A 25,971-nucleotide genomic window follows, 5' to 3' on the forward strand; every position below is an offset into this window, starting at 1 on the left:
CAAGATATCATATTTAAGATTTTTAGTCATCTAATCTTTGTACAAAACAATATTTATACTTAAACAAAATGTTATAAATACTCTACACAAACGTCCTAGAATTATAGTAAAATAACTTTCATAGATAACTTCTTTAGATATGTATAAAATATGAAAAAACTATCATACGCTATTCCTTTGATAATATTTGCAGTATTTGTTACAAGCTGTGACACTATGGATAAAAAGGACCAAGAAGATAATAAGCCATTATCATTCCCAACAATGAAATACTGCACTTCAAACATGCTCAAAAGTGATAAATCATTTATCTGTATCCAACGTCAACAAGGTACAGACTTAATAGAAACAAATATTAAATTCGACACTGATAGTTTTACATTAAACAATCAAGCTAAAGCCGTTTTAAATAAACTATATGCATATCTAAAGCTTACTGGCACAACCAAATTCACGGTAAAAGGCTATGCTGGCAAAATCGACTCAGATCTTATCACCGATAAAAACCTACTAACTGAACACAATATTCGACTATCTAAAAATAGAGCAATTAGTGTCAGAGAATACCTAATTAAGAAAGGGTTAGAACAAAATGATAGTATAGAGCCAGCAGACGGCATTACAGTTAAAGCGATGGGATACCAAGACCCTATAGCCCCCAATGATTCTAATGCAAATAGAGCTATCAACCAAAGAGTAGAAATATCCATAGAAAGCGAATTGGTTGAGCAAATTGATAATATTGAACAAAGTTTAAAACACTTACGCCCATCAGATTATTCTAAGTTCTTTTCAAATGTATTCCTTCTTAATGGTAACCAACTAAAAGATACTTCTGAAATATATGATTCTCGAGAAAAAAGACCTGTGCTAGGACCTAACTTCACCATATTTGCCAATAAACAATATACCACAAAAGATGACAGTAGTAACTTTATTATAGTGTCTAAACCAAAATCAATTGCTAACTTTAATGACGACCAGAAAGTTTATAAACTAGGGTCTGCAATATATAAATTCACTTACCAAGGTATAACAGCATTACAAACAAAGAATATGAATCGTGAAGCCAGTGTTGGCGATTATGTTATTCCCGATGATATTATATCTGAGAAGCTACCTGAAGAAACTTTTAGAGTAAAAGACAGAGTTATAGCTAATGTTATGGAAGATGTAATGAATACAAATACGTTCTCATCATCTTATAATAGCATTCTCTTGAACAAAGGTTCTTCTGACGGTTTAAAAGTAGGCACTGAAATGATCTTGTATGAACATGCAACAAGAACAGATGGCTTCCCAGTGCCTCCAAGATATATAGGATATGGTTTTATTTATAGAAAGTCTGACCATTACTCTATAATGCTCGTAGTAAATTCTTTACAAGAAATAACTGATAACGCAATGGCAACAACTACTTTGTAATGCAAGACAACACAAAAAATCTAATTATCCTATCACACACTCCATATTTTGGTACCAGTCGTTTTTTAAAAGCTTTATCAGAAGGTTTTTGTTTTGAAGAAATCATTAAACAACCTTCTAAATATTTAAAGTCCTTATCTTTACACCAGGAAACTATAGATTTTTTAAATGCAAAAAAATACAACAAATATCTAGAGAAAGTCAATAAATGGTTAGCTCACCCAAAAAACCAAATATTAACTTTTTTAGATAGTAATTATTCTGAAAATCTAAAGCAACTAGCAAGCCCTCCTACTGTAATATATGGTATAGGAAACATAGAACTTATAAAAAAATCACAATTAGCTATAGTTGGGGCAAGGAATCATTCCGCCTATGGAAGGAACGTAACAAAAAAGCTCTGCTCTGACCTTCAAAATTCGCAAATATCAATAACAAGTGGACTTGCATATGGTATTGATACTTTAGCACATAAGTTTGCAATTGAAAATAATCTAAACACAATAGCTGTAGTTGGAACCGGTGTTGATGTAATATACCCCAGTTCAAATAGAGAGCTCTATAATAAGCTTATTGAAACTAATAACTTAATAATTTCTGAATTTGCTTTAGGTACAGATCCTCTACGTCATAACTTCCCTCAAAGAAATCGTATAATTAGTGGCTTAGCAAAAGGAGTTGTAATCGTTGAAGCTGCCAAAAAAAGCAGCTCATTAATTACAGCTCAATTAGCCTTAGATCAAAACAAAGAAGTTTTTGCAATACCAGGGAATATTTTTAGTAAAACCAGCGAAGGATGTAATGAACTAATAAAGCAAGGAGCCAAATTTGTTAGTGATATAAATGACATTTTTCAAGAAATAAATATATTCCAAAATAACACTCAATCCAGTACACGACTAAATAATCAAGAGCGAATAAATCTAAGCAACTCTGAAAAAAATATTTTTGATATTATCAATAAAGAATTAACAACTCTAGATGACATAATTATAAAATCTAAACTCCCATATAATCAAGTGACAACAATCCTTTTTGAACTAGAGCTTAAATCTTTAATAGAGCCTATTCCTGGAGGATATATAAATACTCAATAAAAATAACGTTTTAAGTTAAGTATTATGCTTTATAGGTTTGTTATACTTATAACTACATAACTACATAACTACATAACTACATAACTACATAACTACATAACTACATAACTACATAACTATATACAGATAGCTTTCAAAATGTCTTTAGAGCAAATTCCCAGCACTTTTAGAGATCTTTTTATAGTATTATTTCTAACCATTAGCTTAAGGGGTTTAGTTGGCAAAATAAAACATAAAATTTTTGTATTAAGACAAATATATGACTATATTAAATCTATAAAACATCAATACAGTAACCTTCTTTTGGGAGCAGCAAACTTTATCAGAGATATTGATTTAGCAATATTTATTGCTCGTGTTGGAATCACAGCTGGCCCTCAAGCAATAACCGCGATCAAAGAAGATGGCCTAACATTATTTTTCCTAGGACAATCATACCAAAATAAGGACTTAAAAAAACTATGCAGAAACAAAATCTAAGCCCACTTGAATTCAAAGAAGAGTTAATAAAATTAGCAAAAGGTAAAACAGACAGACTCATGTTAAATGCTGGTAGAGGAAATCTTAATTTTTTAGCAATAGCGCCTAGATATGCCTTTTTACGCTTAGGAGATTTTGCTATTAAAGAGTCTGAAAGATCCTATTCTTATTTAGACAATCTTTTTGGAGGCCTATCAGAAAAAAAAGCATTATTGAGAGGTTTGATTATTACACTTTACTTAATGAAAACGAAAAAGGTATTGATTTTTTAAAAGCAGCTCTTTCATTTGTAAATGATCATTTGGGAGTCAGCAAAGCAGATTTTCTATACGAAATGGTTGAAGCCTTTTTAGGCTGCAACTATCCTTATCCACCAAGGATGCTTCCTATCTCAGAAAATATTGTGATGCATTATTTACGTAATGAACTATATCAAAATTCTGACACTCCTTTAGAGTTTGATATCTTTGCAACTGAAGGTGGCACTGCAGCAATGACATATATTTTTCAGTCTGCAAAGATAAATGGATTACTAAAACAAAATGATAAAATAGCGATGATCACACCTATTTCTTCTCCTTACCTTGAGATTCCAATCTTACCTGAATACAACAATGAAATAGTTCATATTCACGCTAGTGAGCAAGATAGCTGTCAAGTACCAGATAAAGAACTCGAAAAATTAATAGATCCTGCTATAAAAATTCTATGCCTAGTAAACCCCAGCAACCCCCCTTCTGTAAAAATGAGTGACTTCGTCTTAGATAAAATTGCTAAGATAATCAAAAATGAAAGACAAGATCTTATAGTTATTACTGACGATGTATATGCTACTTTCTCAGATAATTTTGAATCTATATTTTCTAAATGTCCTTATAATACTCTTTGTGTTTACTCTTTCTCAAAGTACTTTGGCGCAACAGGTTGGCGTATTGGCACTATTGCTTTACATAAAAATAATGTTTTCGATCATCTAATAAAAGGATTAGATAATCAAAAATTAGAAGAGCTTGATAAACATTATGGATACCTAACAACATCCTCTAGAAAACTAAAATTCATTGATAGATTAGTTGCTGATAGTCGCTCAATAGCTTTAAATAATACTGCTGGAATATCACTACCTCAACAATTACAAATGACATTATTTGCACTTTCTAGCTTATTAGATAATCAAGATATTTATCGTAAAGAGGACAAAAATATCATTCATAGACGTTATAATATTTTACATAATTCTATTTCACAAAAACTACAGATAGATATTGATGAGAATGATGTTGGCTATTACATACTACTAGACTTAGAAAAACTCACACAAAAAATATATAACAAAGATTTTTCTAGATGGTTAATAAGGAATTATAGTGCTTCAGAAGCTTTAAAAATTTTAGCAGTTGAAACTGGGATTGTCTTATTACCAGGCAAAGGCTTTGACGTTGAACACCCTTCTGCGAGAGTATCTTTAGCAAATCTACGTGAGTATGATTACAAACAAATTGGTATTAATATTAGACAGCAGCTAGATGAACTATACAAAAAATATATAAAACTAAAGTAATAAACTTAATTTACGATTAAGATTTTTTCTTCACCTAAGTCTCTAAGCTTACATCCTGATATTAAATTACTCTCTATTTTTTTCCAAACTTATACCTTTTGTTTCTGGAACAAATAGTTTTAAAAATATAATAGATAATAAACAAAAAGCAGCAAACATTAAGGGAGATGCAAAATTACCAAACTCTTTCATAACTGACAAGCTAGTCAAAGAAACAATACCAACAAAAGTCCAGTTTACCATTGTTGTTATAGTCATACCTATCTCTTTAGATTTAAAAGGAAATATTTCAGAATATATAATCCAAGTTACAGGCCCCCAACTTACAGCAAACGCCATAATATAAATAGCAAAAGAAGCTAATAATAGATATCTAAAAAATATCACTTAATCATTTTGTATACCTATTAACTTACCCAACATATAGAAGGAAAGTGCTGAAAGTAGCATGGATATCATCATAACTACTGACCCAGTATACAATAGTTTTTTTTTCGCCCCCATCTATCAGTAAGTTTAAGTGCAGGAAAAGTGAACAACATAAGTATAAAATATAGAATCAATATAGCAAATGCACCAGTTAGTCCAGCATAGCCTAGAGTGGTAGGGGCATAGTAGATTATAAAATTAATCCCGACTAATTGTTGAAACATTTGAATAACCACACCTACAAGTAAAACTTTTAAAAAAATTTCTCAAATACTAACTTATAAATAGGCTCTTTTATTGTCTTAGCTCTAGTTGCCTCGAACTCAGTATTTCCTTCTCTATTGAACTTTTACTATCCCATAAACGATTTAAAATAGCTATAGCTTGAGGCTTTTTATTTTTAGCCATCAACCACTTTGGACTCTTTGGTAAAAATAAGCAAAATAAAAGCATTAATAAAGAAAATACTAATAAAAATATAAACATAGTCGTTAAAGATAATTCAATATTTCCTATAAGCTTTGATATTAAATAGTTTGCCAGGGTTATAACAAAGATTCCTACAGTAATCATTAATTGAAATAATGCTCCTATTCCCCCTCTTATTTTTTTTGGTGCTGTTTCTGCCAAATATAAAGGTACATAAAATGAAGCTATCCTTACTGCAAAACCTAAAAAAATCTAGCTAATTTTAAAATCTCAAAACTAGGCAGTAACGCCGATACAAAAGACATCAATGTAAATATAATCCCAGCTAAAACCAAAGAATTCTTTCGTCCTATAAATTTATTCGTAAAACCAGCACACACAGTACCAAACACTCCTCCAATAGCAAGTATAGCCGTGTATGATTCAACTTGATACGTTGTAAGAGAGTAGGCTGTTTTTATAGACTTTAAAGCTGTAGCTACAAATCCTTGATCTAAACCGAATAATAATCCTCCTAAGGCAGCTATTATTGCTATTAAATAAACAATTCTTCTATACTCTTTTTGATCTTCCATTTAATTTTCCTGAATTATAATACTTGTGATAAAAATTAAAGAACTACTTTAAAATAAAATTTCACTTTAGAAAGCAAAGTATGCGACTATAATAGATTAACTAACTACTTTGTTTTATGAATAGCAGCATTAATCCTATCATTATGAGAATGTGTAAAGCCTATTGATCTTTCAAAATCAACCGTTTGCTGAGATTTATACGCAAGCACGTAGGTTTTTCTCCAATTATCAGAAGTATTTCCAGCAGAACCGTGAATAATCCATTAATCATGAACAGTAATAGAACCTCTAGGCACTTCAACATGAACAACTTCACCTTTAATATCTTTATCATCTAAGACTAGAGCATGAGCATCTTCTCTATTTTCATTCTTTTTATTTGGGTCAAGCTGAATTGGTTTATGCTTCACTATTTTTTTACTCTTATTCGAACCCGGTATAAACTGCAAACAACCATTTTCTTTATTAGATGGAGTAAGTGCTAAACAAAAAGTAGCTGTTTTAGTATCAGGTGTATCTTTAGGCCAATACCCCATATCTTCATGCATTGCAAAAGCCGCTTTAGTCTTACCTGGCTTTTTACTTAAAAATTGATCATAATCTATAGTCATGTCATTCCCTAGTAATTGCTTAGCCATGTAAGATGTTACTTGTTCAAAAATGTTGTCTTGTAAATTAGGATAATAAATTCTTGGTAACATATTATTTACTAAATTAAAGCTTTCTACTTTAGTATCAAAACCGCTACTCATGTCACAAAATCTCTTCCCATGTTTTTGACTTCACCTTTTAGAAAAATCTCATAAATTTTATCAATTTTTTTCAACTCTTCTTCATTAATAACATCATGGAAAACTACATAACCATTTTCATGAAAAAAGTTAATATCTTCTTGAGATACTATATACTTATTCCCTTCCCTTCTAAACTTAGTATTATTCATATTATTCTCCTTTTATTTTTATTTGTCATTTTTTGAAAAAGATGTTTACTCTACCGCAAAATAGAGTTTTTTTTACACTATATCAGCTATGAACTCGGGATTATTTACTTTTAAAACATAAGAAAATACATTGGCTGAAAAATTCAATAAACCTAGAGTAACAACTAAAACTTTATAAAGTTTTTTCATTTAAATATCCTCTTAAAACTAATCAATTCTAACAGTGTAATATTAATGTAATTATTAAATCAAGCACTTTACGGCCTATTTGGTTTGTTTTTTTTGATATTAGTAAAACTAAATAGACTTTTTTACTACTTATCACTAAAATATAGTTTTTAGTAATTTGGTAGTATAAAAATGTTAAATAAAGTAGAGTCTTTTTTTGACTTAAAAGCAAATAACACATCCATAAAAAAAGAATTTTTGGCAGGCCTAGCCTCTTTCTTAGCAATCTCATATATTATTGTGGTTAATCCAAAGATTTTAGCTTCTGCAGGCATGCCCAGTAATGCATTAGTTACCAGTACTATTCTAGTATCTGCCTTTGGTAGTATAATTATGGGAATCTTCACTCGTAATCCATTTGTAATTGCACCAGGAATGGGGATGAATATTTTCTTTTCATATACAGCTGTATCAGTCTATCACTTACCATGGCAAACAGTACTAGGAGCAACGTTTTGGTCTGGAATAATATTTAGCTTGCTGGTGATTTTAAATATCCGTACTAGGATTATGCTTAGTCTACCCAAATCAATTAAGCAATCTTTAGGTGCGGGTATAGGACTCTTTATAGCTTATATTGGTCTTGTAAATAGTCATTTCATAACATCCCATGAAGGCCTATTAACTCTTAATACAATTAATCCACACATTGTATTATTTTTAATATGCTTAGTTTTGTTAATAATTTTGTTTATCAAAAAAATTCCTGCTTCAATTATTATAGTTATTCTTATTGGATATATAATATCATTTCCACTATCTTATATTAGTCATGAGAAAATAGTATCACTTCCTAGCCACATGATAAGCCTACCAGACTTCTCATTAATTGGACAAATAAATCTTATTAATGGTCTAAAGTTTGCTATATTACCAACGATCTTTACCTTTTGTTTCCTAAGTTTATTTGATGGTACAGGAACTATCTCAAGTCTTTATGCAAGTATGAAAAGAAAGCACAACTATAGAGATAAAGAACTTAAAAAAACTTTTCTTGCAGATGCTGCAAGCGCAACAGTATCAGGAATACTAGGCTCAAGCCCATCAACAGTTGTTGTTGAATCTGGTGTAGGTATTGCTCAAGGAGCCCGTTCTGGTCTTACAGCAATATTTGCCGGGCTAATGTTTTTACCATTTTTATTTTTATCTCCATTAATAAGTTCTATTCCTATAGAGGTAATTTCACCAGCGCTTGTATTAATAGGTATAATGATGATGCAGCAAGTAGCAAAAGTTGACTGGTATGATTTTATTCAGGCAACTCCAGCGTTCTTTACTATCATTATGATGACCCTATCTTCATCAATATCAACAGGAATTGCTACTGGAATTATAATCTGGTTTTTAATTTCAATCTTTTGTAATAAGAATGAGCTAAACTTCACTGCAGGGGTTATAACTATATTTTGTTTTATAATGTTTCTTCATGCAGTTAATTTATTTTAAATAACTATTTAATAAAAAATACATAAAACATTAATCTATACAGCTTAGTATTTACTAACATCTTTTTCTCTATCATAATATCTTTATAAAGGAATGAGATCACTTATCTCAGAAGCCATATAACACATATGTTTGAATACATAATCAAGGAAAAAAATGAACTTTAAGAAAACGTTAACAACCATACTAATTACTCGAATCTGTGCACTATTACTAGCATCTTGTGGCCCTAATAAAAAAGAGCAAACTTAGAGCAACAACAGCATGACTTAAACCAAAAAGCAAAAGATGAAAAGCTACAAGCAAGTAATCTAACTACTGATGCTGGCAACCTTGATAAAGAATCAAAATAAAGTAGCTCCAAATCTCAATACGAAAAAGATCAAGCAACTGTATTAAATGCAAAAGCAGAACAGAACCTTTTAAAATTATAATACCCCATGAAATTTTAACAACAATTTTGAGAATTTAGTTCCTAAAGTAGCTAAACTATAAATGAGCAATTTAGGATAAATGTAAATGAGTAATAAGAGAAAAATATATACCGTTGAATTTAAGACTAAAGTTGTCTTGGAAGTATTGGGGAAAGATCAAACAATCACACAGTTATCAGTAAAATATAATATTACGCCCAAAAACATAAATAATTGAAAAACAGCCTTTTTAGAAAATGCTGAGTTGGCAATGGATCCATCCAAATCAGTATCACAATATAAAAAAGACAATGCAAAGCTTCAAACCAAGATAGATCAGTATTCTAAGAAGGTTGGACAACTAACAATTGAGAAGGAATTTCTTGAGGGAAAGCTCGTAAGCTTGGGATTATCTGATAGAAAAGCGATGATTGATCCTAAGCATAAATTATCTGTTGTAAAACAAAGTTTCTTATTAGAAGTTTCTAGAGCTGGTTTATATTACAAGCCTGTGGTTAACGAACATAAAGAAGAAGTAAAAGCAAAGCTTATACAGATACATGAGGAGATTCCCTGCTACGGCTATATAAAAGCTCATAAGCAATTAATAGAAGATGGGTTTAGCATCTGTGAGAACACAGTACAAAAATATCGTAAAGAGTTAGGCATCAAAGCTATATTGGCGGTGAAAAAACCAAACTTAAACTTATCTGAACCTAACAAAGAGCATGCTATTTATAGTTACAAACTAAAAGGTTTAAGCATATTGAGACCTAATCAAGTTTGGTCTACAGATATTACATATATTAAGACTGATGCTGGCACAGTTTATATGGCAGCTATTATTGATTGGTACTCTAAGGCTGTACTAAGTTGGGAGATATCCAACACTATGGATAGTAGTTTAGTTATGAAAGTTTTAAATGAAGCTCTGTATAAATATGGAGTACCAGAAATATTTAACACTAATCAAGGTAGCCAGTACACATCTAACATTCATATCCAAACATTATTGGATAAAAAAATTACTATATCTATGGATGGTAAAGGTAGAGCAACTGATAACATTTGCATCGAAAGATTTTGGAGAAGTGCTAAATGTGAGAGATTTTATTTAAATCAATATCCTGGCATTGTTGAACTAAGAAACGATGTGGATGATTATATAGATTTTTATAATAATAGAAGATTTCATGAGTCTATCAATTATAAAAAACCTATGGAATTTTATTACGATAACTTATTGGAAAAACGGGCGGCTTAGATGGGAACTAAATAATTGAAAATATTGTTTAATTTATTAGGGTAGTATATTACTCTTTTATCGTATTAATTTCTAAATTATATTCTTTGTAATAGATATATTTTTTACGTGAAGCTAACAAGGCCTGCTCATCTTGATAAACAAACTCTTTAAGCTCTTTTATCTTAATCCTTTGAGGATCTACAGCTACATCCATAATATTTATCAACACATCAAAGCCAGAAGTAATAAATAGATTATCTGTTATAAGGATAGGAATATTTTTATATTGATTATACTGGCTAGCGCTTATAGCGCAATGATGGGGGATAAAGGATTCTTCTCCTGGTTGCCACAACCTTTCATCTAGTTCTTTTGCAATCCCTGTAGGAGCTAAAATTGCAAATGTGCTACGTCTATAGTTCTCTAAAACATGATCAACTATAGAATCTAGAAGTACTTTCTGTTCAGATGTTTGTAAAACTTGAAATTCAACTTTCATAAAAAATGTCTTTAGCTTTTATACCGAAACTTTTACAGAATATTTCTAAATAAGTATTCTGACTAAGTAGGCATTTCATATTTAAATGCTAGTTTAGCATAAATAAGCTAAGCTTATACTATTGCTGATGCTTAAATGCTGACTTTAATTTTGTTATAAAGTCAGATCCTAGAACAAAGAAACTTGCTATAAATATTACATCTCCACTAAATAAAATAAAAACCATATTAAGCTCACCTACTTCTTTAATCTTATTAAAAATAAGGATCATTTCAGTAATTACCGTAGGATATATTAAGCTTGCAAAAAACATAATCATACCAAGCAAGTATCTTTGATAACTAATAGATTTTTGTTGTGAAAAAGCAGATTTAAATATTTTCTTTATACCTGCCTTTATTGCATCCACTATAGTTTTTCCAAGTAGCATTACAGATAAAACAAACACCCCTTCTGCACTTACTAGTAATATAGATGACACTGCCAAATAGCTGGCTGTCGATAAATCTAAAAAAGGCATTATACAAAAAACTATTATATACGGTGCAAATGACAAGCAAAAAAGCATAAGCCCTAGATAATACTTCCAATCCTTCTTTATCATCTGCATAGCTAGCTACCCTTGAGCTTTGATTGATACTTGTATAGCTTTCACTAATGCTTGTGTGGCATCAGAAGTACTCATGCTAGGAGTATTTTTCTTATTAACAACTTGGACAGGAGCATATGGAATATGTATAAATCCACCAATTTTATTAGGATATCTTTTATTTAATAATTGTAGTAAATGATACATAATATGATTACATACAAAAGTCCCAGCAGTATTAGATACATAAACTGGAATTCCTTGCTCTTTTACTAAACTATCTATTTGGTAGATAGGTAGCTTAGTAAAATATGCATTTTTACCTTTTTCAGATATTTTTTTATTTTTAGGTTGATTACTATCATTATCAGGGATTCTAGCATCATCAACATTTATAGCAACTCTTTCAAGAGAAACTGCTGATCTACCTCCAGCTTCTCCTACGTTTATAATAATATCTGGATTATATTGTTTTATTAAATTATCTAATTTTTCAGTTGAACGTTTAAATGATACTGGTAATTGCTTTTTCACAATCGTCACACCATTAATAGTATCTGGTAGACCTTTGACTGCTTGCCAAGCTGAGTTAATTTTATCTCCACCAAAGGGAGTAAATCCTGTTACTAAAACAGTTTCTGCATTAACTATAACTACCATTGATAAAAGCATAAATATACTAAAAAGTATTTTTTTTATATCTATCATTCATATAGCTCCTTTATTAAATTATTAGATTTATTTTTTTTAACCTTCTTAACTTTTTTAATTAACTCTAGTAACTCTTTATACTGGTTAAAATCTTTTTTAGCGTATATTGCACCATTCAGATCTTTCAGAATTTTCTCTAACTCTGGGAAAACTCGTGCTATCTCCAATAGTGAAAATATATGTTTATCTGACTTAGTATTAGCCCAACTGATGATAGCTTTCTGCAATTGAATATTATCTTTACTAGAACATGCTTTTTTAATTTCTTTTAGACCTACTATTTTCTCTGCTTGCTCAGATTCAACCTCATCTATAACCTTAACTACTTTCTTTGAATATCTATTTTTTATTAACAATATTAAAGTCAATACCCATAAAACAATGAAAGCTATAGCTATATCCCGCCAGAAAGGATCTTGTACAGTTTTTTCAATAATTTGTGGTGGTGGACTATTATTACCAACAAGATTATTTAACATCTTACCTTTTTGAACATCAAAAGTCTTGGTTGCTAAGGTGGCTACTTTAGACTTATGCGTATCAACATCATACCATTTAAGCTTAACATCAGGTACTGTAACTTTACCTTTTTTAATAGGCATATAGCCAATCTTATAAGTTGCAACACCTGTAAGATGCCCCCCTTTTTCAATATCTTGCAGCTCTGGCTTTTCTGGATATACGTTAAAAACATCTGACGATTTAAACTCTAGATCAGGAATATCACTACTTAAAACACCTTCGGCTTTAACTTTAACGGTTCGAGTTAAAAGCTGTCCTTCCTTGACACCTTTATCTTGTGACCAATTATCACTGATTTTCACCTCTGACGCAGGGAACCAATCTTTAATACTTATATTGTTTGGAACAGGTTTAACATTTAGGGTTTTAGCTTTAGTTGAGAATAACTTTATCTTAGTCCCAAGCTGACCAAAAGCATTAGGAATAGTAGCTTGTAAGACAATCGCTGGAATTTTTATAGCTCCAGTAGTATTTGGGATTATTAAAAAACTCTCTTCAACAACATCATATAGCTTACCATTTATACTCTTTTGATAAGTTTTACGATGATTTGTTGTTTTAATATCTGACTTTTTTATATCAAATGGTTTAGGTTGTAGACTTAATATTGGCCTTGAAGTATATATTCTTAGAGTATACAAAACTGGCACATTTACATAAGTCTGACTAGTATCTAATGTACCTATAGCAAAAAGATCTTGATACTTACTTTGCTCCTCATTGGAAAGCTCTTTATCCACTTCTATATCAATTGGTTTTGTTGTTTGATTTCCAATCTTTATTGCAGGTATTACCAGTCTACCTGTTTTATTTGGTATCAAGGTAACTATCATCTCAAAATGAGAATTTCTCTTACCATTGATAATAGTCGTTTTACTACTAGTGCTTGTATTATAAACAGTGAAGTTTTTATTCAAAACATCTAGGTTTGGTCGAATGTTGAAACTATCTAGATGTAAAACCAGTTCAAATGTTTCTCCTTTTTCATTATGATTTCTACTAACAGTAGCTGATACCTTAGCATAACTAATATTTACGACCATTATTGATAATGTAAAAATACTTATTAATTTAAATAGTTTAGCTTTCACGTTTATCTCCTATCATTCTTTGGTAGTCACGTGCAAATTTATTTCTAAGAAGTCCGCCTGGATCATCATCAATCATTGATAAAAGTTTATTCGATTCTTTTTTATCAAGTTCTTTCTGACGCTGATTTATATTGTTTTGTTTAGCTTTTTGCTTATCTTTATTGTTCTTATTGTCTTTATTACTCTTATTGTCTTTATTACTCTTATTATCTTTATTATTCTTATTATCTTTATTATTCTTATTATCTTTATTATTCTTATTATCTTTATTATTCTTATTATCTTTATTATTCTTATTATCTTTATTATTCTTATTATCTTTATTATCTTTATTATTCTTATTATCTTTATTATCTTTATTATTCTTATTGTCTTTGTTCTGTTGTTTCTTTTTTTGCTTTTCTAACTCTTTTGCTATTTCTAAATTATTTCTAGCATCTTCAAAATCTGGTCTTTTTTTAATAGCATTTTTATAAGTATCTATAGCTTTCTTATAATCACCTAAATGCGTCAAAGCGTTACCTTGATTATAAAGTCCTTTTGCTGAGGTATCTTTTTTGAATTCTTGATATGCACTTTTATAATCACCAGACTTATAATATGACCCCCCCTTCCAATCACTATTCTCAAAAGTTACAGCCGCTTCTTTGGTATTACCACTATCATAGTAACTCATACCTTGCTGATCTTTTGTTTGCCATAAATCATCCCAACCACTAGCAAAAGAAAGACTAGGTATCAGCATTAAAACAAATATTAATTTCTTTAACGACATATTCTCTCCAAAACACCTCTTCTAAAGATAAAAACACTCAAAATACTCAACACCCATACAATATAGATACCATCATCTTGCCAAAAGATATTTACTGAATCCTGTTTTGATTTTTTTGTCCCTACATTTATTTTTTCTGACAGCAAACTCTTAATATCTGCATTGTTATTTGTCAAAGTTACTAACTTACCATCTCCGGCATTTGCTAAAGATCTAAGTTTGGAAAGATTAACCCCAAAATATTGAATATCGCCTTTCGTATTCTTAAGATAATTACCTTTCGCATCTTTAGCTATTACACCCTGAGGAGTCCCTATAGCATATACATCTATTTTTATACCCTTATTAGCTAAATCCTTCGCCTCTTCTATTGCCTTAGTAGAAGGAGTTGAGTCAGTTACCAATATAATTTGTCCATCTAATACTCTAGCTTGATCAATAAGTTTCGCAGATTTCTTTATCGCTCTTGTAATATTATGTCCCTGTACTGGAACAATATCTGAATTTAATACAGGGACTAGATTTGCAACAGTTTTTGCATCTGAAGTCAGTGGGGTAACAACAAAAGGCTCACTCGAAAATACTAGCATCCCAACCTGGCCTTCTTTTATTCTACGTAATATATCAAGTATTTTATATTTAGCGCGCTCCAGTCTACTTGGCGATACATCTGCAGTATCCATAGATTGAGAAACATCTAGAGCTATAACTCTTGAAATATTTTTTTGATAAACTGGAATATCTTTATGCTTGTAGGTTGGTCCTGCTAATGCAAATACAGCTACACCCCATAAAATCAAAAACATTAGAGGCATTAATGTTTTATTTGTTTTTGAATCTTGTCCTATAGTCACATGTTCAAGTAAATGACTATCACAATACTTACTCCAACTATTAGATTTAGCTGAATATTTAAAAAATAATATAATCAAAATACCTACAGGTATTAAGGCCAAAAGCCACCAAGGTCTTAATAGATGAAAGTCCATATTTAGTGCCCTACTCTACGTTTTAGCCAAATTCCAGCAACTACAAAACTCAAAATCAATGCTAAACCTAAACTCCACGGATAAAGATATGTAACTGGTCTAACTATAGTTTTATCTAATTTGATTGGTTCAAGCTTATCTATATCTTTATATATATTTTTCAAAGAACTACTATTTTGAGCTCTAAAGTATTGTCCCCCAGTCATCTCAGCTATTTTCTTTAAGGTATCTATCGCTAAGTCTTCTGATGTATTTACTAATTTTTTTCCAAAAGCAGTCTGAATAAGTATCTGCCCACCACCAAGAGCTATCGTATAGATTTTTATACCATATTGCTTAGCAATCTCTGCAGCTTGCAATGGTTGTAGCAAACCTGCAGTATTATCACCATCTGTGAGTAATATAATAGCTTTTGAATCATTTGGATATGGTTCTAATTTTTTGACAGACAAGCCAAGCGCATCACCTATTGCCGTATTTGGCCCAGCTATAGCAATACTAGAATCATCGAGCATTTTTTTAACTGTTGGAATATCAAATGTTAATGGGGTTTGTAGGTATGCTCGTGTTCCAAAAAGCACAAGTCCAACACGATCACCTTTTCGAGTATCTAAGAACTGATTTGCCACCCGCATGACCAGATCAAATCTTGACTCCATTTTTCCATTAAGTTTTTCCATATCTTGTATAGCCATACTTCCTGAAAGATCTATAGCCATCATCAAAGCTCTACCACTTTGTGGCATACTAATTGGTTTCCCTAACCGTTGAATTCCTGATCCAGAGATAATCAAAAGCAGCCAAATAATAGCTAGAATATATTTAAAATAGTTCGCTTTTGTGAAGTCATGAGCACTGTGACTACCTAGTTGTGATTGTAATTCATCAAAAAAAGGCATTTTTAATGCTGATTGCTGATTATTTTTAGCTCTGGGGAAAATCCAATACGCCAATACAGGCAAAATCACCAAAATAAGAAACCAAGGATATTCAATATTTATCATATGACTCTCCTCAACCACTTCTCAGCTACAACCATTATTTCATCAAAAGTTAGCCTATCTAACTCAACTCGTTTATAGGTATTTTCAAGCAATCTTGCTTTAGTTGTTTCAAAACTCTCATCATCTATCTTTGAATCTAAAAACTCCAACCATTTTTCACCGTATAAAGTTTTTATCTGCTCATTAGGGAACTTTTGCATTGCAACTCTTTTTAAATACACAGATATACTTTCTAAAACATGCATTGGATCATCTTTATAGACATTCTCCACTTCTTGTCTAAACTCATCTATTATAGAGTTCTTATATTGTTTTTTCTTTTTCTTTATGCGTAAAATAATCATTGCTAAGATAATTATTAGAACAATAATACCTAAGACTATCCACCATCCGTATGCCAATGGCCATAACTGGGAAATTCTATCAGGCAAATAAATATCTTTTAATTGCGCTAAAAGATTATTATTTTGCATAATTTGCTACCCCATAATTTATTGTCTTAACCAAACTATCATTTGTAGCAATCTCTATAAAGCCTGTCTTATTCTTACGTGAAAACTCTTCTATAGCATCATGTCTACTTTTATAAATATTCTTATAAACTTGATTTTGTTTTTTACTTGCAGAATCTAAAACAACTTTCTGCTTACCATCACTAAAATAGTAAGTGTCTAAACCAGGAAGATCTTTTTCTATAGGATCATAACTAAATACATTGATAACTGAGTTTTTATTATTTAATAGCTTAAGATATCTATTAGCTTCTTCATCAAAGCTGCTAAAATCACTTATAACAACTACTATACTACTGCTGCGAACCTTTGCATAAATAAACTTTAAAGCTTCAGCAAGTCCTTTATCAGAGGATAACTGATACTTTTTATCATCATTTGCAACAAAGTTAAACATCTTGACTAAAGCTGATTTATTTTGTTTTGCAGGATAAAAATTATAACCATTATCGTCAAAAATTATACCACCAACTTTTTCATGTGCCTCTAATGCCCCAAAACCTATCAAAGCAAGAGTATTTGAAGCTTTAACACTCTTAAAACACTCCCTAGTTCCAAAATGCATAGTTTTACTCTGATCCAAAACAAAATATAAACTTCTCTCTTTTTCTTCGTGATAAACTTTTGTATAAGGTTTACCTAATCGCGCTGTAAGAGACCAGTGCATCAAACGAATATCATCGCCAGCTTGATAATGCCTAACTTCATCAAAGTCCATACCGCGACCCTTTGCCTTAGAAAGGCTATTTCCAGCATTTACACTATTTACTCTCTGACTAGCGAACAGTTTGAGAGATTTAGTTTGATAACGATAACTTAAAAGCTCTTGAACATCAGGTTTTATTCCTTTGTAATTTTTCATAATTTCTCTTTATGATATTGTTTCGTGTCGTAAGGACAAGTCATAATTTGCTGTCCCTACCTAAACCTAAATCATATAACCCTACGGTATCGGCACAACCTTCAATAATTCAGTAATAACATCATCTGTTGTTACTCCATCAACCTCAGCTTCAAAAGTCAGAAGTATTCTATGACGTAACACCTCGTAAACAACCGCATGGATATCACTTGGCGAAACATAATCATGGTCTATAAGCCAAGCATGAGCTCTTGCAGCTCTATCTAAAGCAATTGTTCCTCTTGGGCTAGATCCAAATGCAATCCATTTTTTAATATTTTGATTATATTTTGAAGGATCTCTAGTAGCTAGTATTAACTGAATAATATATTGTTCGACAGCATCAGAAATCCTGATATTTAAAACTTCTTGCTGCGCTTTAAAGATAGTATCTTGGTGAATACTTGGGTGCTCAAGTTTATGTCCTAAAGCTTCACCTCTACTTATAGCTAATATTTTTGCTTCAGTTTTTGGATCAGGATATTCAATTTTGACAAACATCATAAATCTATCTAGCTGAGCCTCTGGTAATGGATATGTACCTTCTTGTTCAATTGGATTTTGTGTTGCCATCACCATGAACAAATCAGATAGTGGATATGTCTGTTTACCTACTGTTATTTGTTTCTCACCCATTGCTTCAAGCAATGCTGATTGAACCTTAGCTGGGGCTCTATTTATCTCATCAGCCAAAAGTAAATTGTGAAATAAAGGTCCAGACTGAAATTCAAAACGCTGCTGTTGTGGTATATATATCTCTGTACCTGTTAAATCTGAAGGTAAAAGATCAGGAGTAAACTGCACTCTATGATATGAACAGTCTATACTCTCTGACAAAGTTTTAATCGCTGTAGTTTTTGCTAGTCCTGGAGCACCTTCAACAAGCAAATGTCCTCCTGCCAACAACGCTATAAGTAAACGTTTATTTAGGTTTTCCTGTCCTACAACACGATTATTTAAAAACTCTAATAACTCTCCAAATTGACTATAAACAGACATCAATATCCTCCCAAATTGTAAATCTCTTGATTAGAAGTATAGGGGCTATTACTACTTTTGCAAGGGTTTAAACCTTATATAGTTAATTTACAAAAAACAAATACTATTATAAAATTCTTACCAGTTAACTATAAAGGAGTAAATCAAAATGAAAAAAATTAAACTTTTAGCTGTTGGTGTATTAGCTATTTCTGCTCTTACAAGTTGCTCAAGCAATGCTAGCTTATCTAATGACCTTAACAATACTGGTGACTCTATTGTTAGATCCGTAAATGGTACTTTCTCAGCTCAGATAGATAATACTAGTATAAGCAGTGTTTATGATGCTACTAAACTAGCACTTAACAACAGTAAGATTTATAATATCACGAACAGTTCTATACATAATAAATCTGCTGATATATCTGGAACATTTGCAACAGATAAAAATTACTTTAATGAGTCAGGCATTGATAATTTTAATGTTAGAATAGTTAAAGCTAATGGAAGTACAGTCAATATATACACAAAAATTGGTAAGCTTGGTGATAAACAAGCATCCGTTGATTTACTTGCAAATATAAGAATAAACTTAGGTCTATAACATTAAATGTCTTTTAAAACACCTCGTGTACTTTCTATACAATCACATGTTGCTTATGGTTATGCAGGAAATAAAGCAGCTGTGTTTCCAATGCAAAAGCTCGGTATAGATGTATCTCCTATATATACTGTACAGTTATCAAATCACACTCAATATGATTTTTTTAAAGGGTCTTTCTTTAATTCTAATGATATTCAAAACGTTATAGATGGAATGATAGCTAACAATTTTTTAGCCAAGCAAGATGCTATCTTATCTGGATATATTGGTGATCTTGAAGTCGCAAAAGTTATCGCTAACACTGTCACCGAGCTTAAAGAAGAAAATCGTGATAGCTTGTACTGCTGTGATCCAGTTTTTGGTGACAAATATGATGACCAAGAACACGGGCATATTTTTGCATCTAAAGATCATCCTAGCATTTTTCTTGAACATCTATTACCATTAGCTGACATTATTACACCAAATTTATTTGAATTGGGTATACTCAGTAGTACTGAGATTAAAGATTATGATGATATTGCCAAAGCATGTAAAAAACTAATTAAGATAACAAAAAATAATAAACTAATAATTATAGTAACCAGCGTATCTTTTAGTAATGCAAAAACTGGTATAGCAATATATAACAAAGGCACTTTTTCCCATCTAGAATCCCCTAAATACAAAGTCCGACCTAAAGTTAGTGGCTCAGGGGACATCACTGCAGCAATGTTTCTAAGTTATTTATTAAAAGGTAAAAATCTAACAGAAGCTCTAAAAGCAGTTACAGAATGCTTAGACGGAATTTTTAGAGTAACTCATGAATTAAATACCGATGAGCTTGCTCTAGTCCAAGCACAGGAGTACATTAAATAATGCAACGCTATAGCAAAATAACAAATGTGCATAGATACAAGCGCGAAATTGTTCTTCTAAAAAGCCGACCATGTGCCTATGGTAAATGTACATTTTGTGACTATATCTTGGATAACTCTAAAAATATTGATGAAATTAATAGTATAAATTTTGAAGTCTTAAAAAATGTCACAGGTAAATTTGGAATATTAGAGATTATAAATTCTGGGAATATTTTTGAGTTACCATTACAAACAAAAAATCGTATCAAAAAAGTTATAGAAGAAAAAAACATCAAATTACTTTTCGTTGAAGCTCACTGGATGTATAAAGATCATTTACATAAAATTAAAGATATTTTTGAAACTGAAATCTTTATAAAAACAGGGCTTGAAAGTTTTGATTATAACTTTAGAGAAAAATTATTAAATAAAGGATTTTATCATGACTCTCCAGAGCAACTAAGTAAGATGTTTGATTCAGTTTGTCTATTAATAGGTGTCCAAGGGCAAACTAAAGAGCTTATCAGAAAAGATATTCAAATAGCAAAGAACCACTTTAAGCATACAACTATTAATCTATATGTTAATAATACAACCCGTATTAAAGCAGATGAAAGTTTAAAAAAATGGTTTTTAAAAGAATACTGTAAGCTTTTTGATGACCCTCAATTTGAAATACTTATAGATAATACTGACTTTGGAGTCGGTGATTAATTCTTTTGTATAAAAAACCAAAGAAAACTGTTACCCTTAAGTCAATCTTTAAAATAAATTTTAAATTTTTACATGAAATATTCTGTTAAAGAAATCTCTCAGCAAATCAGTGGCAAACTGATAAATCCATCAAATGAAAACGTCTCAATATCAGGCCTAAACTATGCTAGTATTGCTAGCCAAGATGATTTAACTCTTATAAACAAATATGAACATATTAGACTATGGAAAGAGTCTAATGCTTCTGCCGCTATAGTTAGTGAAGATATAAGTAAAGAACTACTAGGCATCAATAATAAACCTCTAATAGTTGTAGAAAATGCTGATCTTGCGATGGCTATAGCCTTAGAGTTATTCTCAGAACCTAACCCAGAGCAAAATGGTATCCATGAAAAAGCTGTCATAGATCCAACAGCCAAAATAGGCAAAAATGTATCTATTGGACCAGGAGCTTACGTTGGCAAAAATGTATCTATTGGTGATAACACAATAATATATGCTAATGTATGTGTCTATGACCAAACAAGCATAGGCCAAAGCTGTATAATATGGCCAAATACAACAATTCGTGAAAGAACAAAAATAGGTCATTTTTGTCGATTATATTCAAACTGCTCCATTGGAAGCGATGGATTTGGCTATAGACCATCACAAGATGGTAAAAGTATTATTAGAATACCTCATATTGGTAATGTTGTAATTGGTAGTTATGTTGATATTGGATCTGGCACCTGTATAGATCTTGCAAAGTATGGTTCTACCATAATTGGTGATTTCACAAAAATAGATAACCTAGTCCAAATAGGTCACAATGTTACAATTGGTAGAGGTTGCATGATCTGTGGTCAGGCAGGAATTAGTGGTTCAGTTACTATTGGTGACGGTGTTGTAATTGCGGGCAATGCTGGTGTTAAAGACCATATAAATATTGGTAGCGGTGCTAAAGTTGGTGCTAAAGCTGGTGTTATGTGGGATATCCCTGCTGGTGAGAGTCATATGGGTTATCCTGCTTACAAAGATAAAGAGTTAGCTAAACAATGGATTGCTATTCGAAAGCTACCTGAAACTATGAAAAAACTTAAAGCAATAGCAAAAAGTTTAAATATCGATTTATAAGCATTTAAATTATTTAACCAAAAGTTAAACAAATCACTGTAATAACAATAATAGAAAATTTAAACACTGTTTTCGCAAAAACTCTATCCTCATCACTGATATAAGACTTCATAGACTTATATAACCAAAATAAAGATATAAGCATACAAAAAACAAAAGATAATAAATCTGCGTCTCCTAGCAACATTGGTAAGCTACACGATAATACAAATAGTACTAGATATATCAACATAATTTTTTTGGTATACGTTATCCCTCTAACTAAAGGTAGCATTGGTAAGGAGACTTTTTTATAATCATCCATATATAATATTGCTATTGCATAAGAGTGAGGTATTTGCCAAAAAAATAAAATAAGAAATAAGCCTAAAGCATTATAGTCTAAGCCGTTAACAACAGCGGTGTATCCAGCTACTGGAGGAATAGCACCTGAGATACCTCCTAATACAGTTGCATGTACAGTCATACGTTTTGATAATGTATAGATCCCTACATAAATAACAAAACCAACAATTATAATGCTTAAGGTTATAAGATTTACAAAATAATATAGTACTAGACAACTCAATATAAATAATATAAATCCATATATAGCTGCTTGAACTATAGAAATATCTCCAGTAACTAATGGGCGATTGTTTGTGCGTGTCATTGCACCATCAATATCTTTATCATAGATATTATTAAATACACAACCTGCTGCTATCATTAAAGCAACACCTACCATCACATAAAAGAATAAGGCTAAATACTCAAGACCAATTTCTCTATGCGTTGCTAATAAGAACCCACCTGTAAGAGTAATAAGGTTGCCAAAAATAATACCTGGCTTAGCTAATTGGAAATATTTTTTCAAAGACATCATAAAAGAAAGCTAGTTTAAAAGAGTTACATCATCATGTCATACAAATCAAACATGATCCACATAGTACCGGCGACTACAATTACTACAATAATAGCTGCGAATATTGCACTTACCAAATTCCATAGCGCCTTTGAATCTGTACTAAGGTGTAAGAAATATACTAGCTGAATAAAAAGTTGTACAATAGCTAAAATTGCCACAGCAACACACAAAGCTATTGGAGGTAACAAACTAAACCCAACAAGTACAAAAGCTATCGTTGTTGTTATAACAGATAGAACAAAACCCGTTATATAACTTTTATAAGTTCCATATGCAGCACCAGTAGCTTGATCATATAAATGTTCTTTAGCCATACTATACTGCTCCTAATAAGTAAACTATTGAAAATACAAATATCCATACGATATCTAAGAAATGCCAAAACAGCCCTAAATAAGTAAGTTTTGTTTTAGCCATAGGATTCATACCATATTTCTTAAGCTGGAATATCATACTTACAATCCATAAAAGCCCCATTGTTACATGCAGACCATGAGTCCCAACAAGAACAAAGAAAGATGATAAAAATGCACTTGACGACCAAGTATGACCTTCCATTACTAGCTCATAGAACTCAAACACTTCCATGCATATAAAGCCCAAACCTAGAAAGAAAGTTATCCATAAAAACTTTATGACTGTGCCAATATTACCAGAATTACGGTTAAGCATTGCCAAACCAAATGTAAAACTACTTACTAATAAAAGCATAGTTTCAACAAACACAAATGGTAGGTTAAAAATCTCGTGCGAAGCTACCCCGCCAAAAGTGTGCTCATGAAACACTGCAAACACCGCAAATAATGTTGCAAAAAGCACACAGTCACTCATTATGTAAATCCAAAAACCAAATACACTTTTAGAACCATCAAAATGATGTTCGTGGTGATGATTCTCTGCAGTTACTGTATTCATACGCGTAACTCCCCTTGTTGATTATATTTATTTTCAACATCTTTAACTTCATCAGCTTTTACGTAGTAGTCAAGATTATAATTAAAAGATCTACATAATACTGTGCTGATAATACCAACAACACCTACTATAGCTAACCACCAAATATGCCACACAGCAGCAAAACCAAACACAAAACTAAACGCCCCAATAATAACTCCTACAGAAGTATTTCTTGGCATATGAATATCTTCATATTTTTTATCATCGATAAGTGGTTTATTATCAACGCCTAGGCCTTTTTCTTTATGATCCCAGTAAGCATCGCGCTCTTCAACAACTGGATCATGCGAAAAATTATAAAAAGGCACAGGCGATGGAATACCCCACTCTAAAGTACGCCCATAACCCCAAGCATCTGAACCAACACGGTTTTTTTCTCTGTCTTTAATACTCACAAGAATTTGTAGAACTTGGAATAAGATACCTAATCCAATAATCAAAGCACCTACCCAAGCAACAATTAATAAAGGTTGATAGCCAGTTGATGCATCATAGTGATATAGTCTTCTTGTCATTCCCATCATACCTAGAATATATAAAGGCATAAACGCAACGAAGAAACCTACTAACCAGCACCAGAATGCACACTTACCTAAACGCTCATTTAACTTAAAGCCAAATACTTTTGGAAACCAAAATGTAAGACCAGCAAATGCACCAAAGACAACCCCACCAATAATAACATTATGAAAATGAGCAATCAGAAATACACTATTATGCATCTGGAAGTCAACACCTGGCACTGATAATAATACACCTGTCATACCACCAACAGAGAAAACTATCATGAAACCTATAAGCCACATCATAGGTGTTGCAAATGTTATACGACCTTTATACATAGTAAATAACCAATTAAAGATCTTAACCCCTGTAGGAATCGCAATAATCATTGTCATGATTCCAAAGAATGCATTGACATTTGCGCTAGCTCCCATTGTAAAAAAGTGGTGAAGCCATACTGTAAATGACAATATAGTGATAACTATACTAGCCCAAACCATTGTTGTATATCCAAATAGAGGCTTCTTAGAGAAAGTCGCTGCAACTTCTGAAAATACACCGAACATAGGAAGCACAAGAATATAAACTTCAGGATGTCCCCATATCCAGATAAGGTTTACATACATCATTTGGTCACCACCACCAGAAACTGTGAAGAAGTGCGTACCAAAATATCTGTCTAAGGTTAATAGTGTCAAAGTCACTGTTAACACTGGAAATGCTGCTATTACTAAAATAACAGAACAGAAAGATGCCCACGTAAATATTGGCATTTTCATTAGAGTCATTCCTTTACAACGCATCTTGATGATAGTTACGAAGAAATTAATACCTGTCATTAATGAACCAATTCCAGATATCTGTAGACCCCATATATAATAATCAGTTCCAACTGTCGGGCTATAGGTAATTTCAGAAAAAGGTGGGTAAGCAAGCCACCCAGCATGAGCAAAATCTCCAACTAATAGAGAAATGTTTATCAGCATAGCACCTACAATAAATAACCAGAAACTCAAAGAATTCATATAAGGAAAAGCAACATCTCTAGCACCAATCTGCAGAGGAATGACCCAATTCATTAGTGCAAACACTAAAGGCATAGCTACGAAAAATATCATAATCACGCCATGAGCTGTGAAAATCTGATCAAAATGTTCAGGAATTAAATAACCAGTGCTATTACCAGAAGTTAATGCCTGCTGAGTTCTCATCATTGCTGCATCAGCAAACCCACGAAACATCATAACTAATGCAACGATAGTATACATTGTCCCTATTTTCTTATGATCAACGGTTGTAAACCATTCTCTCCATAAGTAACCCCATTTTTTAAAATATGTAATGCCACCTAGAACTACCACACCTGCAACTACGATACCAATAAACATTGCCAATATGATTAACTGCTGGCTTACTGGCTCATATAGGTATGGAAAGACTAAATGTGGATTACTTAGTTTCCCAATTAATGCTTCTAGCATACTTAT

Annotated in this window: 27 protein-coding genes and 4 pseudogenes; 12 read left to right on the forward strand and 19 right to left on the reverse strand. The window is 31.6% G+C overall.

Features of this window, described 5'->3' with window-relative positions; translation table 11 throughout:
• Window positions 1-150: 150 nt before the first annotated feature.
• From CDV26_RS10075 to CDV26_RS10090, 4 genes and pseudogenes are all read left to right on the forward strand, one after another.
• Window positions 151-1,425, forward strand: a complete 1,275-nt coding sequence (locus tag CDV26_RS10075) for an OmpA family protein (protein WP_088773160.1) — start codon at window positions 151-153, stop codon at window positions 1,423-1,425.
• Window positions 1,425-2,522: a DNA-processing protein DprA gene (dprA, locus tag CDV26_RS10080; RefSeq protein WP_088773161.1), complete on the forward strand. Its 1,098-nt coding sequence runs from the start codon at window positions 1,425-1,427 to the stop codon at window positions 2,520-2,522. Before CDV26_RS10075 ends, dprA begins: the two co-directional genes overlap by 1 nt.
• Before the next feature lie 255 nt (window positions 2,523-2,777).
• A pseudogene (locus tag CDV26_RS13885) lies at window positions 2,778-2,951 on the forward strand (aspartate-alanine antiporter-like transporter); the annotation flags it as partial.
• A 32-nt stretch (window positions 2,952-2,983) separates the two neighbouring features.
• Window positions 2,984-4,563: pseudogene (locus CDV26_RS10090) on the forward strand (bifunctional aspartate transaminase/aspartate 4-decarboxylase).
• Between the two features lie 66 nt (window positions 4,564-4,629).
• Here the strand turns inward: CDV26_RS10090 and CDV26_RS13700 are convergent.
• The 5 genes and pseudogenes from CDV26_RS13700 to CDV26_RS10105 all read right to left on the reverse strand — a co-directional run bounded on the left by CDV26_RS13700 (window position 4,630) and on the right by CDV26_RS10105 (window position 6,939).
• The gene (locus tag CDV26_RS13700) at window positions 4,630-4,902 is read right to left on the reverse strand and encodes an MFS transporter (protein ID WP_276328720.1); all 273 of its coding nucleotides are present in this window, start codon (window positions 4,900-4,902) and stop codon (window positions 4,630-4,632) included.
• Window positions 4,903-5,027: 125 nt separating this feature from the next.
• The gene (locus tag CDV26_RS13705; protein WP_255321820.1) at window positions 5,028-5,216 is read right to left on the reverse strand and encodes an MFS transporter; all 189 of its coding nucleotides are present in this window, start codon (window positions 5,214-5,216) and stop codon (window positions 5,028-5,030) included.
• A 70-nt stretch (window positions 5,217-5,286) separates the two neighbouring features.
• Window positions 5,287-5,996: pseudogene (locus CDV26_RS14085) on the reverse strand (MFS transporter).
• Between the two features lie 263 nt (window positions 5,997-6,259).
• The gene (locus tag CDV26_RS10100) at window positions 6,260-6,748 is read right to left on the reverse strand and encodes a phytanoyl-CoA dioxygenase family protein (RefSeq protein ID WP_088773162.1); all 489 of its coding nucleotides are present in this window, start codon (window positions 6,746-6,748) and stop codon (window positions 6,260-6,262) included.
• The gene (locus tag CDV26_RS10105; RefSeq protein ID WP_088773163.1) at window positions 6,745-6,939 is read right to left on the reverse strand and encodes a hypothetical protein; all 195 of its coding nucleotides are present in this window, start codon (window positions 6,937-6,939) and stop codon (window positions 6,745-6,747) included. Before CDV26_RS10105 ends, CDV26_RS10100 begins: the two co-directional genes overlap by 4 nt.
• 360 nt (window positions 6,940-7,299) lie before the next feature.
• Here CDV26_RS10105 and CDV26_RS10110 point away from each other — a divergent pair, with 360 nt between their 5' ends.
• From CDV26_RS10110 to CDV26_RS10120, 4 genes and pseudogenes are all read left to right on the forward strand, one after another.
• Window positions 7,300-8,613 (forward strand): NCS2 family permease, encoded by a 1,314-nt coding sequence (locus CDV26_RS10110; protein WP_088773164.1) that lies wholly within the window; start codon window positions 7,300-7,302, stop codon window positions 8,611-8,613.
• Window positions 8,614-8,769: 156 nt separating this feature from the next.
• Window positions 8,770-9,047, forward strand: a pseudogene (locus CDV26_RS13305) (hypothetical protein).
• 85 nt (window positions 9,048-9,132) lie between these two features.
• The gene (locus CDV26_RS13720; protein ID WP_169709695.1) at window positions 9,133-9,264 is read left to right on the forward strand and encodes a transposase; all 132 of its coding nucleotides are present in this window, start codon (window positions 9,133-9,135) and stop codon (window positions 9,262-9,264) included.
• A gap of 33 nt (window positions 9,265-9,297) precedes the next feature.
• Window positions 9,298-10,290 carry an IS3 family transposase gene (locus CDV26_RS10120; RefSeq protein ID WP_088773091.1) on the forward strand — a complete coding sequence of 331 codons (993 nt, stop codon included), beginning with the start codon at window positions 9,298-9,300 and terminating at the stop codon, window positions 10,288-10,290.
• A gap of 49 nt (window positions 10,291-10,339) precedes the next feature.
• Here CDV26_RS10120 and CDV26_RS10125 read toward each other — a convergent pair whose 3' ends face one another.
• The 10 genes from CDV26_RS10125 to CDV26_RS10170 form a co-directional block, all read right to left on the reverse strand.
• Window positions 10,340-10,771: a DNA polymerase III subunit chi gene (locus CDV26_RS10125; protein ID WP_088773165.1), complete on the reverse strand. Its 432-nt coding sequence runs from the start codon at window positions 10,769-10,771 to the stop codon at window positions 10,340-10,342.
• A gap of 118 nt (window positions 10,772-10,889) precedes the next feature.
• Entirely contained in the window at window positions 10,890-11,372 is a 483-nt protein-coding gene (locus CDV26_RS10130; RefSeq protein WP_088773499.1) for a transporter suffix domain-containing protein, read from the reverse strand.
• Between the two features lie 15 nt (window positions 11,373-11,387).
• Window positions 11,388-12,059 (reverse strand): pyroglutamyl-peptidase I, encoded by a 672-nt coding sequence (gene pcp / locus CDV26_RS10135; protein WP_169709748.1) that lies wholly within the window; start codon window positions 12,057-12,059, stop codon window positions 11,388-11,390.
• Between the two features lie 5 nt (window positions 12,060-12,064).
• On the reverse strand, window positions 12,065-13,684 hold the full coding sequence (locus CDV26_RS10140) for a BatD family protein (RefSeq protein ID WP_088773166.1): 1,620 nt from the start codon (window positions 13,682-13,684) through the stop codon (window positions 12,065-12,067).
• Window positions 13,674-14,459 carry a tetratricopeptide repeat protein gene (locus tag CDV26_RS10145; RefSeq protein WP_088773167.1) on the reverse strand — a complete coding sequence of 262 codons (786 nt, stop codon included), beginning with the start codon at window positions 14,457-14,459 and terminating at the stop codon, window positions 13,674-13,676. The genes CDV26_RS10140 and CDV26_RS10145 overlap by 11 nt, the downstream gene beginning before the upstream one ends.
• Window positions 14,450-15,448, reverse strand: a complete 999-nt coding sequence (locus CDV26_RS10150; RefSeq protein ID WP_088773168.1) for a vWA domain-containing protein — start codon at window positions 15,446-15,448, stop codon at window positions 14,450-14,452. Before CDV26_RS10150 ends, CDV26_RS10145 begins: the two co-directional genes overlap by 10 nt.
• Before the next feature lie 2 nt (window positions 15,449-15,450).
• Window positions 15,451-16,452, reverse strand: a complete 1,002-nt coding sequence (locus tag CDV26_RS10155) for a VWA domain-containing protein (protein ID WP_088773169.1) — start codon at window positions 16,450-16,452, stop codon at window positions 15,451-15,453.
• Complete coding sequence (locus tag CDV26_RS10160; RefSeq protein ID WP_088773170.1) at window positions 16,449-16,925, reverse strand: DUF4381 domain-containing protein; 477 nt, start codon at window positions 16,923-16,925, stop codon at window positions 16,449-16,451. The genes CDV26_RS10155 and CDV26_RS10160 overlap by 4 nt, the downstream gene beginning before the upstream one ends.
• A complete protein-coding gene (locus CDV26_RS10165) occupies window positions 16,915-17,826 on the reverse strand; it encodes a DUF58 domain-containing protein (protein ID WP_088773171.1) in 912 nt (303 codons plus the stop codon). The genes CDV26_RS10160 and CDV26_RS10165 overlap by 11 nt, the downstream gene beginning before the upstream one ends.
• An 81-nt stretch (window positions 17,827-17,907) precedes the next feature.
• Window positions 17,908-18,864 (reverse strand): AAA family ATPase, encoded by a 957-nt coding sequence (locus CDV26_RS10170; protein WP_088773172.1) that lies wholly within the window; start codon window positions 18,862-18,864, stop codon window positions 17,908-17,910.
• 148 nt (window positions 18,865-19,012) lie between these two features.
• On the opposite strand from CDV26_RS10170, the gene CDV26_RS10175 reads away from it, so the two are divergent.
• From CDV26_RS10175 to lpxD, 4 genes are all read left to right on the forward strand, one after another.
• Entirely contained in the window at window positions 19,013-19,447 is a 435-nt protein-coding gene (locus CDV26_RS10175) for a DUF3568 family protein (RefSeq protein WP_088773173.1), read from the forward strand.
• A 6-nt stretch (window positions 19,448-19,453) separates the two neighbouring features.
• Complete coding sequence (gene pdxY / locus CDV26_RS10180) at window positions 19,454-20,305, forward strand: pyridoxal kinase (RefSeq protein WP_088773174.1); 852 nt, start codon at window positions 19,454-19,456, stop codon at window positions 20,303-20,305.
• The gene (locus CDV26_RS10185; RefSeq protein ID WP_088773175.1) at window positions 20,305-21,000 is read left to right on the forward strand and encodes a radical SAM protein; all 696 of its coding nucleotides are present in this window, start codon (window positions 20,305-20,307) and stop codon (window positions 20,998-21,000) included. The genes pdxY and CDV26_RS10185 overlap by 1 nt, the downstream gene beginning before the upstream one ends.
• Window positions 21,001-21,072: 72 nt before the next feature.
• Window positions 21,073-22,116, forward strand: coding sequence for a UDP-3-O-(3-hydroxymyristoyl)glucosamine N-acyltransferase (lpxD, locus tag CDV26_RS10190; protein WP_088773176.1), 1,044 nt, complete (start codon window positions 21,073-21,075; stop codon window positions 22,114-22,116).
• Between the two features lie 13 nt (window positions 22,117-22,129).
• Here lpxD and cyoE read toward each other — a convergent pair whose 3' ends face one another.
• Genes cyoE through cyoB form a run of 4 tightly spaced genes read right to left on the reverse strand, consistent with a single transcriptional unit; the run spans window position 22,130 to window position 25,965 of the window.
• Window positions 22,130-22,978, reverse strand: coding sequence for a heme o synthase (cyoE, locus tag CDV26_RS10195; protein ID WP_088773177.1), 849 nt, complete (start codon window positions 22,976-22,978; stop codon window positions 22,130-22,132).
• Between the two features lie 26 nt (window positions 22,979-23,004).
• Window positions 23,005-23,337 carry a cytochrome o ubiquinol oxidase subunit IV gene (gene cyoD, locus CDV26_RS10200; RefSeq protein WP_088773178.1) on the reverse strand — a complete coding sequence of 111 codons (333 nt, stop codon included), beginning with the start codon at window positions 23,335-23,337 and terminating at the stop codon, window positions 23,005-23,007.
• A 1-nt stretch (window position 23,338) separates the two neighbouring features.
• Window positions 23,339-23,938: a cytochrome o ubiquinol oxidase subunit III gene (cyoC, locus tag CDV26_RS10205; protein WP_088773179.1), complete on the reverse strand. Its 600-nt coding sequence runs from the start codon at window positions 23,936-23,938 to the stop codon at window positions 23,339-23,341.
• Window positions 23,935-25,965, reverse strand: coding sequence for a cytochrome o ubiquinol oxidase subunit I (cyoB, locus tag CDV26_RS10210; protein ID WP_088773180.1), 2,031 nt, complete (start codon window positions 25,963-25,965; stop codon window positions 23,935-23,937). Before cyoB ends, cyoC begins: the two co-directional genes overlap by 4 nt.
• Between the last annotated feature and the right edge of the window lie 6 nt (window positions 25,966-25,971).

This window comes from Francisella halioticida (assembly GCF_002211785.1).
Lineage (GTDB): Bacteria > Pseudomonadota > Gammaproteobacteria > Francisellales > Francisellaceae > Francisella > Francisella halioticida.